General features: G+C 74.9%; 9 protein-coding genes. 3 read left to right on the top strand and 6 right to left on the bottom strand.

Annotation, left to right across the window (positions count from 1 at the left end; genetic code table 11):
- Positions 1-13 precede the first annotated feature (13 nt).
- From ACYVM4_RS01025 to ACYVM4_RS01015, 3 genes are all read right to left on the bottom strand, one after another.
- A complete protein-coding gene (locus tag ACYVM4_RS01025) occupies positions 14-1,912 on the bottom strand; it encodes an AMP-dependent synthetase/ligase (protein ID WP_460667364.1) in 1,899 nt (632 codons plus the stop codon).
- Between the two features lie 70 nt (positions 1,913-1,982).
- Positions 1,983-2,429 (bottom strand): hypothetical protein, encoded by a 447-nt coding sequence (locus ACYVM4_RS01020; RefSeq protein ID WP_368821168.1) that lies wholly within the window; start codon positions 2,427-2,429, stop codon positions 1,983-1,985.
- Positions 2,426-3,280, bottom strand: coding sequence for an alpha/beta hydrolase (locus ACYVM4_RS01015; RefSeq protein ID WP_460667363.1), 855 nt, complete (start codon positions 3,278-3,280; stop codon positions 2,426-2,428). Before ACYVM4_RS01015 ends, ACYVM4_RS01020 begins: the two co-directional genes overlap by 4 nt.
- Before the next feature lie 147 nt (positions 3,281-3,427).
- Between ACYVM4_RS01015 and ACYVM4_RS01010 the strand changes: the two genes are divergently transcribed.
- Together ACYVM4_RS01010 and ACYVM4_RS01005 are read left to right on the top strand one after the other, a co-directional pair.
- Positions 3,428-4,279 (top strand): lysophospholipid acyltransferase family protein, encoded by an 852-nt coding sequence (locus ACYVM4_RS01010; RefSeq protein WP_368821170.1) that lies wholly within the window; start codon positions 3,428-3,430, stop codon positions 4,277-4,279.
- Positions 4,280-4,319: 40 nt separating this feature from the next.
- Positions 4,320-5,714, top strand: a complete 1,395-nt coding sequence (locus ACYVM4_RS01005) for a class II 3-deoxy-7-phosphoheptulonate synthase (RefSeq protein ID WP_438612813.1) — start codon at positions 4,320-4,322, stop codon at positions 5,712-5,714.
- A 43-nt stretch (positions 5,715-5,757) separates the two neighbouring features.
- Here ACYVM4_RS01005 and ACYVM4_RS01000 read toward each other — a convergent pair whose 3' ends face one another.
- Together ACYVM4_RS01000 and ACYVM4_RS00995 are read right to left on the bottom strand one after the other, a co-directional pair.
- Entirely contained in the window at positions 5,758-7,659 is a 1,902-nt protein-coding gene (locus ACYVM4_RS01000) for a protein kinase domain-containing protein (RefSeq protein ID WP_460667362.1), read from the bottom strand.
- A gap of 45 nt (positions 7,660-7,704) precedes the next feature.
- A complete protein-coding gene (locus tag ACYVM4_RS00995) occupies positions 7,705-8,865 on the bottom strand; it encodes a lytic transglycosylase (RefSeq protein ID WP_460667361.1) in 1,161 nt (386 codons plus the stop codon).
- A 119-nt stretch (positions 8,866-8,984) separates the two neighbouring features.
- Here ACYVM4_RS00995 and ACYVM4_RS00990 point away from each other — a divergent pair, with 119 nt between their 5' ends.
- Entirely contained in the window at positions 8,985-9,371 is a 387-nt protein-coding gene (locus tag ACYVM4_RS00990) for an Rv2175c family DNA-binding protein (RefSeq protein ID WP_368821173.1), read from the top strand.
- A 56-nt stretch (positions 9,372-9,427) separates the two neighbouring features.
- On the opposite strand, the gene ACYVM4_RS00985 is transcribed toward ACYVM4_RS00990, so the two are convergent.
- Positions 9,428-10,576, bottom strand: coding sequence for a polyprenyl synthetase family protein (locus tag ACYVM4_RS00985; RefSeq protein ID WP_460667394.1), 1,149 nt, complete (start codon positions 10,574-10,576; stop codon positions 9,428-9,430).
- Positions 10,577-10,620: the final 44 nt, after the last annotated feature.

Raw genomic sequence — 10,620 nt, 5'->3', positions numbered from 1 at the left:
GACCGGCCCGGCGCTACCCGCGGCCGGGCAGGTGCGCCTGGGAGAGCTTCTCCTTGATCCGCTCGGCCGGGGTGGCGGGGGCGGGGGCCGGCTCGGGGGCGGGACGGGAATAGATCTCCTCGATCCGGTCCGCGAAGTCCTGGGCGATCCGGGCCCGCTTGATCTTCATCGACGGGGTGAGATGCCCGGAGGCCTCCGTCCAGTCGACGTCGAGGATCTCGAAGGCCCGGATGCTCTCCGCGCGGGAGACCGCCTGGTTCGCGTGGTTCACGATGTCCTGGACGTGCTCGACGACCTTCGGGTGGCGCGCCGCCTCCGCCACGGGCATCGCGGGGTCCAGTCCCATCAGCTCGAGGCGCGCGGGGAGCACGTCCTGGTCGAGGGTGACGAGGGCGGCCACGAACGGCCGGTCGTCCCCGACGACCATGACCTGGGAGACCAGGGCCGAGGCGCGGATGGGGTCCTCCAGCACGTTGGGGACCACGTTCTTGCCGCCGGCGGTGACGATGATCTCCTTCTTCCGCCCGGTGAGGGTGAGGGCGCCGTCCTCGTCGAGGGAGCCGAGGTCGCCCGTGCGGAACCAGCCGTCCTCGAACGCCGCGGCAGTGAGGTCCTCGCGGCCGTGGTAGCCGCGCATGACGTGCGTGCCCCGGACCAGGACCTCCCCGTCCTCGCCGATCCTCACCTCGTTGCCCGGCAGCGGCAGGCCCACGGTGCCGATCTTGCCGATCTCCGGGGTGTTGACGGCGATCGGGGCCGTGGTCTCCGTGAGCCCGTAGCCCTCCACGACGTACACGCCGATCCCGTTGAAGAAGTGGCCCAGCCGGGTGCCGAGGGCGGCGCCGCCCGAGACGGCGTGCGTGACCTCTCCGCCCATCGCCTCCCGCAGCTTCGAGTACACGAGCCGGTCGTAGAGGGCGTGGCGCGCGCGCAGGACCGGCGACACCCGTCCGTCCTGACCGGCCCTCGAGTGCGCGACGGCCGTGGCCACGGCGCGCTCGAAGATCAGGGACTTCACCTTCCCGCTCTTCTCGGCCTTGAGGCGGGCGCTCTGGTAGATCTTCTCGAACACCCGCGGGACGGCCAGGATGAACGTGGGCCGGAAGGCCGCGAGGTCCCCCATGAGGTTCTTCACGTCCGGGGTGTGGGCCAGGACGGTCCCGGAGTAGAGGGCGATCACCTCCACGAAGCGGGCGAACACGTGGGCCAGCGGAAGGAACAGCAGCGTCCGGGCGCCCGGGTGGATGATGTCCGCGACGACCAGGGCCGTGTTCTCGCACAGCCGCACGAAGTTCCCGTGCGTGAGCTCGCACCCCTTGGGCGGACCGGTGGTCCCGGAGGTGTAGATGATCGTGGCGACGTCCTCGAGCCCGCGCGACGTGCGGCGCGCCTCGAGCTCCTCGTCGGGGACGTCCGCGCCGGCGCGGACGAGCTCGTCGAGACCGGTGCCCGTGCCGTCCAGGCGCCAGACGTTCTCCGCGGCGCGGAACGGCGTCTCCCGCGAGGCCGCGCGCACGGACTCCTCGAGGGCCTGCGTCTCGACGAAGACGGCCTTGGCCCCGGAGTCGCCCATGATCCAGGCGATCTGCTGGGTCGAGGACGAGTCGTAGACGGGCACGGGCACCGCGCCGGCGTACCAGATCGCGAAGTCCGCGAGGGTCCACTCGTAGCGGGTCCGGCTGAGGATGCCCACCCGGTCCCCGGGCTCGATCCCCGCGGCCACGAGACCCTTCGCCACGCCCTGCACGCTCGCGAGGAACTCCCGGGCGTGCACCTCGCGGGAGGCACCGTCCGCCGCCAGGACGGTGTACAGGTGCGGATCCACCTTCTGGCCCGCCTGCATCAGCAGGAAGTCGGTGATGCGGCTGTGGGCCGGTGGGTCCACGAGGGCGTCGGTCGCGACGTGGCGCATGGGGGTCTCCTCGGATCGGGGTCGGTGGGCCGTCCACGCCAGTCTAGTGAATTGGCTCACGCAAACCCCATCAGACGCGGGCGCCGTCGTCCAGGTCGTCGCGGTCGTCGGGCAGGGACCGCAGCAGCTGCCCGATGGCCCCCACCACGGCGACCAGGCCCGTTCCGATGGCCCACCACGGCAGGGAGCCGGGCAGCAGGGAGAGCACCACCAGCAGCACGGGCACGCCGACCAGCACGGTCCACGACACCAGCGCCCCGCCGCTGAGTCCCTGCGTGACCGGCCCGGGGTCGGGGGAGTAGGGCGCGTCGTCGTCCTCGGTGCCCTCCGGGTCCCCGGCGCCCTCCGTCCCCCCGGCGGACCCGCCGGGAGCGGGGTCCTCGGGGGACCAGTCCCGGGGGCCGGCGAGGTGCCGGTCGCCGGCCCGGCGCACGTCCTCGAGATCCGACACGATCCGGCTCCACTCGTCCTCGGGGCCGGGCCCGGCCCCGCCCGGCGTCCCCGGGCCCGCGCTCATCGCCGGCCCTCCCGGGGGGCCGGGCGCAACGGTCTTCCGGTGACCGGGCTGCGCCCGGCCAGCAGGTCCTCCAGGAAGCGCACGGACCGCGACGAGACCACGTCCGCCTCCCGGTCCAGGGTGGCCACGTGGAAGCTCTCCGCCAGCCGGACCAGCTCCACGTCCCCGCCCGCGCGGCGCAGCACGTGGAGGTGCGAGGCGTCGGAGACCACGTGGTCGTGCAGCGAGCGCAGCACCAGGACGGGGGCGGTGACGGCAGGCAGCATCCTCCGGGTGCGGGCCATGAACCGGCCCAGCTCGGCGACGCCCGCCACCGGCGTGCGCGGGTAGGCGTGCTCGGTGACGCCGGGGACACTGATGTCGTCCCCCACGCCCGGCACGGAGGGCACCGCGCGGTGCAGGGCCGGGGCGAGGCGCGCCGTGCGGCTGACGAGGGACAGGGCCGGGTTCAGGGCCACGACCCCGTCCACGGGCAGGGTCGCGGCGAGGTGCAGGGCGAGCGCCCCGCCCATGGACAGCCCGCACACCACCACGACGTCGTGCCGGGTCCGCAGCTGCTGCACGTGCTGGGCCGCGTGGTCGCGCCACTGCTCCCACCGGACGCCGGCGAGGTCCTCCCAGCGGGTGCCGTGGCCGGGCAGCACGGGCCCCACGACGTCGGCCCCCGCCTCGTGCAGGGCCCGCCCCCACGGGCGGACGCTGAACGGGACGCCGGTGAAGCCGTGCAGCACGAGCGCGCCCGCGGGGCCGTCGGCCGGATACCGGAACGGGGCGCCCGGATCGTCCTCGGCGGCGGGCCTCCTGCTCGCGGGAGGGGAGGGCAGGTGCTGGTCCTCGACGGGTGGCGTCATGCGTCCATGATGTCAGGACGGAGCCCCGGCGCGGGCGGACCGGCGCCCGTGCCCGCGCGGACGTGAGAGAATATCGGAGGCCGGACCCGGTCCGAGCGGCACGGACCCTCGCGACATCCCGATCAGCACGAAGGAGTCCCCTCCCACATGGTCTACATGTTTCTGAAGCGCTACGTCGTCGGCCCCCTGATCAACGTCGCCTTCCGTCCCGAGGTCCGCGGCCTGGAGCACGTGCCCGACGAGGGCCCGGCCATCCTCGCGAGCAACCACCTCTCCGTCTCCGACTCGGTGTTCATGCCCGTGGCCGTGCCACGGCAGGTGTACTTCCTGGCGAAGTCCGACTACTTCGACGGCCCCGGCGTCAAGGGACGGGTGACGGCCGCGTTCTTCCGCGCCATCAACCAGATCCCCATGGACCGGTCCGGAGGCCGGGCCAGCGCGAAGTCCCTGAGCAACGGCGGGCGCAAGCTGCTGGAGGGCGAGCTGCTCGGGATCTATCCGGAGGGCACCCGCTCCCCGGACGGCCGCCTGTACAAGGGCAAGATCGGGGTGGCCCGGCTCGCGCTCGAGACGGGGGCCCCGGTCGTCCCGATCGCCATGGTCGGCACCGACAAGGTCCAGCCGATCGGGACCAGGCTGCCGCTGCCCCGCCGCAGCGCCCGGGTCACCACGATCTTCGGCGAGCCGCTCGACTTCTCCCGCTACCGGGGCCGGCAGGGCGAGCACGCCCTGCTGCGCGAGGTCACCGACGAGATCATGCACGCGATCCAGGCCCTCTCCGGCCAGGTCTACGTGGACGCCTACGCCTCGGAGCACAAGAAGCGGCTCGCCGAGCGAAAGCGCCAGGAGACCAAGCAGGCCGCGGCGGACCTCGTCGGCACCGCCAAGGACAAGGCCCGCAGCGCCGCCCACACCGCCCGGGTGACCGCGGACTCCATCGCCCACCGCGACCGCCCCGCGGCCGCGGACGACGACTCCCCGCGGCCCACCGCACCCTGATCCCGCGCCCGGCCCCGCCCCGGACGAGACATAGGAAGACATGATGCTCGACTTCACCGTTCCCGACAGCCTCCGCAACCTCGCCTCCCCGGTGCCCTCAGCGGCCGACTACCCGGGGCTGGACGACTGGCGCGAGCTGGCCGCCGACCAGCAGCCGACCTGGGGCGACCACCCCGACTTCGCCGCCTCGATCGCCGAGCTCAACACGGTCCCGCCCCTCGTCTTCGCGGGGGAGGTGGACAAGCTGCGCGACCGGCTGGCCGACGTCGCCAACGGCCGGGCGTTCTTCCTGCAGGGCGGGGACTGCGCCGAGACCTTCGAGGGCGCCACCGCGGACCGGATCAGCGCCCGGGTCAAGACGCTGCTGCAGATGGCCGTGGTGCTCACGTACGGCGCGTCCATGCCCGTCGTGAAGATGGGCCGCATGGCCGGGCAGTTCTCGAAGCCCCGCTCGTCCAACGACGAGACCCGTGACGGCACGACCCTGCCGACGTTCCGCGGCGAGATGGTCAACGGCTTCGACTTCACCGAGGAGTCCCGGGTCCACGACCCGCGGCGGATGGTGCGCGGCTACCACACCTCCGCCTCCACCCTGAACCTCATCCGGGCTTTCACCACGGGCGGGTTCGCCGACCTGCGCCTCGTGCACGCCTGGAACATGGGCTTCACCACGAACCCGGCCCACGCCCGGTACGAGTCGCTGGCCCGCGAGATCGACCGGGCCGTGAAGTTCATGGACGCGTGCGGCGCCGACTTCGACGCCCTGCGCACCACGGAGTTCTACGCCGGCCACGAGGCCCTGCTGCTGGACTACGAGCGGGCGCTGAGCCGCATCGATTCCCGCACCCACCTCCCGTACGGGACGTCCGGGCACTTCCTGTGGATCGGCGAGCGCACCCGGGAGCTCGACGGCGCCCACGTGGACCTGCTCTCCCGGCTGCGCAACCCGATCGGCGTCAAGCTCGGCCCCAAGACCACCGGGGACGACGCCCTCGCGCTCATCGACAAGCTCGACCCGCAGCGCGAGCCCGGACGGCTCACCTTCATCACCCGCATGGGCGCGAAGAACATCCGGGAGAAGCTGCCGCCGCTCGTCGAGGCCGTCGAGCGCTCCGGCGCCAAGGTCGTGTGGGTCACCGACCCCATGCACGGCAACACCGTGTCCCTCCCGTCCGGCTACAAGACCCGCAACTTCGACGACGTCGTGGACGAGGTCCGCGGCTTCTTCGAGGTGCACGAGGCGATCGGCTCCTTCCCCGGCGGCATCCACGTGGAGATGACGGGCGACGACGTCGCGGAGTGCCTCGGCGGCGCCGATCCCGTCGACGAGTCCTCCTTCCAGGACCGCTACGAGTCGCTGTGCGACCCGCGGCTGAACCACATGCAGTCCCTGGAGATCGCGTTCCTCGTGGCGGGCTACCTCTCCCGCCGCTGAGCGCAGGACCGGCCGACGGGGCCGGGGCCGGACCTGCCGTCCGCTAGACGACGGTGAGGACGACCTCGGCCCCGTCCGTCGTCTGGGCCACCACGTAGCCGAAGGGCGCGCCGAGGCTCTCCTCGACCCGCGCCGGGAATCCCGCCTCCGCGAGGACCAGGACCGCCTCGTCCACGGGCCGCCCCAGCACCCCGGGGGCGGTCCCGGCGCGCGCCCCGCCGGAGACGGCGAGGTCCATCGCCGACCCCTCGGCCACCGCCTCGCCCGGCTCGGGGTGCTGCCCCACGACCGTCCCGGGGGCGGCGTCGTCGGAGACCTCGCTGCGGCTGCCGACCGTCAGCCCGGCCTCCTCGAGCCGCGCCCGGGCGTCCTCCTCGGTCATCCCGGCGACATCGGGCGCGGTCGTCCGCGCGGGACCGGTCGAGACCAGCAGGACGACCTGCTCCGCGGCCCGCACGGTGGCCCCGGCCGGCGGGTCGGTGCCGAGCACGGTGCCGGCGGGGGCCACCGGGTCCGCGGTCTCGTGCACGGCGACGTTGCCCAGACCGGCGCCGGCCAGGTACTGCTCGGCGAGCTCGGGACCCGCTCCCCGCACGTCCGGCACGCTTGCGGTGCCGCCCGGGCCGGAGCCCAGGAGCCAGCCCAGGAACGCCGCCCCGGCCACCGCGAGCGCGACCAGGGCCAGCGTCCCGGCCGCGTGCAGGGGACGGGTGGGGCGCAGCTCGACCTCGGGCCGCCACGGGTCGGAGGAACCGCTCGGGGACCGCGCGGCCAGCGGCCGGGCGGGCCACGCCGTGGCGCCGTTCCGGGCTGCGCTCAGGGTCTCGGTGGGCGCGCCCGGCGGTCGCGGCACCTCGGTCCGGGTGGCCGCCGGGCCGAAGGCCTCCGTGGGGGCGGCGCCGAGGGCTTCCGTGGGGGCGGCGGCGCCGAGGGCCTCTGTCGGGGCGCCCGGACCGAGGGCATCCGTCGGGGCGGCCTCCGCGCCCAGGGCCGCGGTGGGCGCGACCGTGGGGTCCAGGGCCGCCGTGGCGCCGCTGTCCGGGACCGGCGCGGCCGGGGCGCCGCGGGCGGCGCCGGGCGCCGGGCGGCGGTCGAGCTCCGCCGGCCGCAGCCCCGCCCGGACCGCCCGGAGCTCCTCGAGGAAGTTGCCGGCGTCCGGCGGACGCCGCTCCGGGTCCCGCGCCGTGGCCCGGGCGACGAGCTGTGCCGGACCGGCCGGGAGACCGGGGTCGAGGGTGCGCAGGTCCGGGACGGCGCCCTCCGCGTGCGCCCGGGCCACGGCCAGCGGGCCGCCCTCGAAGGGACGGCGGCCGGCCAGGAGCTCGAAGAGCACGATCCCGGCCGAGTACACGTCCGCACGGGTGTCCACCCGCTGCCCGGTCACGAGCTCCGGCGAGGCGTAGCCCACCGTGCCCAGCACCGTTCCGGTCGCCGTGTGCTGGTCGACGGCGCGGGTGAGGCCGAAGTCCGCGACCGTCACCCGGCCGGTGCCGGAGATCAGCACGTTCTCCGGTTTCACGTCACGGTGCACCAGACCTGCCCGGTGGGCGGCCGCGAGCCCGTCGAGGACCGGTTCCAGCAGCGCGAGCGCCTCGCCCGGGGGCAGGGCGCCGCGCCGGCGCAGGAGATCGCGCAGCGTCGAGCCCTCCACGTGCTCCATGACCAGGTACGGCACCCCCTCCCGGGTGTGGCCCTGGTCGAGCACGGCGACGACGTGGGGATGGGACAGCCGCGCCGCCGCCCGGGCCTCCCGCACGAACCGGTCCGCGGCGGCCGGGTCCTCCGCCAGGTGGGCGTGCATGAGCTTGACCGCCACGACGCGCTGCAGGCGCGTGTCCACCGCCCGGTACACGGTGGCCGTCCCGCCGCGGGCGATGCGCGGACCCAGCTCGTAGCGGCCCTCGAGGAGGGTCCCGGTCAGGTGGTCGGGGAGCGCGTGCTGCACGGCCTCAGCCTAGGCCGCGGCGCTGTGCGCACGCTGGGTCGGAGGTCACGGTCCGAACCGCTTGCGGTGGCTCTTGACGTTCTTGACGTACTGCTTGGTGTCGTCGTACATCCCGTACTTCTTCACCCCGTGCAGGCCCTGGTAGTACGCGGCGATGGCCACGTCGGTGCTGGGCGCGGCGCGGCCCAGCTGCCGGATGATGGCCACGCCGGCGGTGACGTTGTCCTGCGGGTCGAGCAGGTCGAGCTCCCGGCCCACGAGGCCGGAGGCCCAGTCCCCGGCGTCCGGGATGACTTGCATGGCGCCCACGGCATCGGCGGGGGAGACGGCCCGGTGGTCGAAGCCCGACTCCTGGTAGGCGTGCGCCAGGGCGAGGGACGGGTCCACGCCCATCTGCACGGCGGTGTCGTGGACGAGCCGGCGCATCTGCTCCCGGGAGGGCGCGGGACGGGAGGAGAGCTGCTCGTGGTGGCGGTTGGCGGAGTCCACCACGCCGTCCTCGTACGTGCGGCCCAGGAAGGTGTCGCCGACGGCGCGCTCGGGCGCCGGCCGGGGCTCCTCGGCGCGCTCCGGCGCGGGGGCCTGCGCGGTCCGGACCGTGCCGGGGGCGGGCGCGGCGACCGAGAGCCGCTGCCCCGGGCGCAGCAGCGAGTTCACCGTGAGGTCGTTGCCGTCGAGGAGCGACTGGACCGACACCCCGCGCGCCTGCGAGATGCTCCACAGCGACTCGCCGGAGCGCACGACGTGCTCCGCGCGGGGCGGCTCCGCCACGGGCGGGGCGGTCCGCCGCGGGGGCTCGGCCGCCGGGGCGGCGCCGTCGGAGAGGCGCAGCTTCTGGCCGGGCATCAGCAGCGCCGCGCCCGAGAGGTCGTTCCACCGCATGAGCTCGCCCACGGCGACGCCGTGGCGCTGGGCGACCGCCCACAGGGAGTCCCCGGGGGACACGGTGTGCACCGGGGCCTTCGTCGTCTTCTGGCCGACGAGCAGGGGCGCCGAGGCCACCTGGGCCGTCTGGGCGGGGGCGGCGTGGGCCACGGTGCCCCCGCCCAGGGCGGCCAGGGCGGCGACGGCGGTGACCGCCGACCCCGTGCGGGCGCGGCGCGCCCAGCCGGGGGAGCGGTCGTCCTGGTTCCCGGAGGGCTCGGCGGTGGTGCGGGGCGGTGCGTCGTTCGGGTCGGTCGTGTCGCTGTCGGGGGGAAACGGCATGAAAGGGCTCTCTGACGCTGATCGGGGAAGGTGCGGAGGTCTCAGCCGGCTCCGCGGGTCGAGCATACCGTGGCGGGCCCGCGTGGCACGGGCACCGGCGGACGTGGCACTCTGGGGGCGTGAAGAACACATCCGGAATCAGCACCGAGGAGTTCGACCGCCTGGACCGTCTCGTCCAGGAGTGGTTGCCCCTGCCCGACGTCGCCGAGCGGCTCGGCCTCGTGATCACCCGCGTCCACGGCCTCGTCGACGACGGGACGCTCCTCGCCGTCCGCAACCCGCACGACAGCATCCGCCGGGTGCCGGCTGCCTTCCTGCTGGACGGCGCCGTGGTCGACTCGCTGAAGGGCACGGTGGCGGTCCTGCGGGACTCCGGCTTCACCGACGTCGAGGCGATCACGTGGCTGTTCACCGAGGACGAGTCCCTGCCGGGCCGTCCCGTCGACGCGCTGCGGGACGGGCGCAAGACGGAGATCCGACGCCGGGCGCAGGCCCTGGCCTGGTGACCCGCTCCTGACCGGCGCGCCGGGCCGGCCCGCGACCGGGTCCGGCGCGCCCGGTCTCAGGACGAGCGGCGGACCGCGGCTGTCGCGAGGCCGCGCAGCGCGGCCATGGGCACGGTGTCGGCCCCGAGCCGGTCCAGCGCCGTGAACGCCTCCCGGCTGAGCCGCTCGATGAGCTCCTCCGTGGCGCCCAGGGCGCCGCACGCCGTGATGAGCGCGCGGAGCTCCTCGACGTCCTCCTCCGTCAGGTCCGGCCGACCGAGGGCCTCCTCGAGCCGCGCGATCTGCGCCTCGCTGCCGAGCGTGCGGACGTAGCCGACGAGCACCGTCCGCTTGCCCTCGCGCAGGTCGTCGCCGGCGGGCTTGCCCGTGGTCGCAGGGTCGCCGAACACGCCCAGGACGTCGTCGCGCAGCTGGAACGCCTCGCCCAGGGGCAGCGCGAACGCGGAACAGCGCTCCAGGACCGGCTCCGGCGCCCCCGCCAGAGCGGCGCCCAGCACCACGGGGTGCTCCACCGAGTACTTCGCCGACTTGTACCGGATGACGTCCAGGGCCCGCTGCACCGCGCCGTCGCGGTCCTGGCCCCCGCCGGCGACCTCGCCCTGCACGTCGAGGTACTGCCCGGCCATCACCTCCGACCGCATGAGGTCGAACACCGCCCGTGCGCGGTGGCCGCCGCGCGCCGTGGTGGCCGCGGCGAAGAGCTGCTCGCTCCAGGACAGGCACAGGTCCCCCGAGAGGATCGCGGCCGCCACTCCGAAGGCGGGACCGTCGAGGGCCCAGCCCCGGTCCGCGTGCACGGACTCGAAGCGGCGGTGCACGCTCGGGGCGCCGCGGCGGGTGTCGGAGCGGTCGATGACGTCGTCGTGGATGAGCGCGGCGGACTGGAAGAGCTCGAGCGCCGCACCGGCCCGGACGACGGCCGGGTCCTCCGGGTCGCCGCCCGCCGCCCGCCAGCCCCAGTAGCACAGCCGTGCCCGCAGCCGCTTGCCGCCGGCGGAGAGCGCGACGACGGCGTCCAGCAGCGGGAGCGCGTCCGCCGAGATGTCGCCCAGCACCGTCCGCTGCCGCCCGAAGAACTCCTCCAGCTCCGCGTGCAGCCGGGTCACGAACCGCTCGTCCTCGGCGCGGAAGGCGTCCTCGGGCCGGGACCGCGGCGCGGTGCCGGCGTGTGCGTCGGGGTGGTGCGGGAGCGGCGGGCACGGCATGGGCGGATCGACCTCGGTCTCGGGGCGGTGGCGGATGCCCTCTG

The organism is Kocuria himachalensis, from assembly GCF_054784195.1.
The sequence above is the reverse complement of the archived record's forward strand: the minus strand, read 5'-3'. Positions and strand labels throughout refer to the sequence as shown.

Bases quoted from the DNA above. Each gene is read 5' to 3' on its own strand.
- ACYVM4_RS01025 (WP_460667364.1), bottom strand. From the start codon at position 1,912: ATGCGCCACGTCGCGACCGACGCCCTCGTGGACCCACCGGCCCACAGC.
- ACYVM4_RS01020 (WP_368821168.1), bottom strand. From the start codon at position 2,429: ATGAGCGCGGGCCCGGGGACGCCGGGCGGGGCCGGGCCCGGCCCCGAG.
- ACYVM4_RS01015 (WP_460667363.1), bottom strand. From the start codon at position 3,280: ATGACGCCACCCGTCGAGGACCAGCACCTGCCCTCCCCTCCCGCGAGC.
- ACYVM4_RS01010 (WP_368821170.1), top strand. From the start codon at position 3,428: ATGGTCTACATGTTTCTGAAGCGCTACGTCGTCGGCCCCCTGATCAAC.
- ACYVM4_RS01005 (WP_438612813.1), top strand. From the start codon at position 4,320: ATGATGCTCGACTTCACCGTTCCCGACAGCCTCCGCAACCTCGCCTCC.
- ACYVM4_RS00995 (WP_460667361.1), bottom strand. From the start codon at position 8,865: ATGCCGTTTCCCCCCGACAGCGACACGACCGACCCGAACGACGCACCG.
- ACYVM4_RS00985 (WP_460667394.1), bottom strand. From the start codon at position 10,576: ATGCCGTGCCCGCCGCTCCCGCACCACCCCGACGCACACGCCGGCACC.